Source organism: Acinetobacter sp. CFCC 10889 (genome assembly GCF_003268395.1).
Classification (GTDB): domain Bacteria; phylum Pseudomonadota; class Gammaproteobacteria; order Pseudomonadales; family Moraxellaceae; genus Acinetobacter.
On record NZ_LQXQ01000183.1, the window covers coordinates 1 to 426 of the forward strand.

The window sequence follows — 426 nt, forward strand, 5'->3', positions numbered from 1 at the left end:
TTCCGAATTCACGTTAAATAGAAATCCTTTCGGTATTTCAGCCATAGATATCAAAGCTCTTTTTATGGGCGCTACAAAATGTAGTTGGCACGATACAAAATCAAGCTCAATAGATAAATATGTACATCCGACCTTACAAGGTGATCATAATGCTTTGCATGATGCAAAATACCAAGTAGAGCTATTCAGATTAGTTTATGAGTTAAATCGCTCAAAATAAATAATATTTTGAGTTCTGAAATCATATTTTAGTATCTGAATTAATTTAGATGCTAAAATATACTGAGTATCAAAGAGAAAGGCTGGTAACTTCAGCAGTCAGTTAATAACTATTTTGTCCTTTAATTTTTTAGTATCAATTTCATGACATTTATTAGTTAATAACTATTTTGTAATAAAAGACAATTTAACTAAGTTTAAGTTATT

At 28.4% G+C, this 426-nt stretch carries 1 pseudogene; it reads left to right on the forward strand.

The window, feature by feature from the left end:
* Window positions 1-220, forward strand: a pseudogene (locus AVJ19_RS22385) (hypothetical protein); the annotation flags it as partial.
* Between the last annotated feature and the right edge of the window lie 206 nt (window positions 221-426).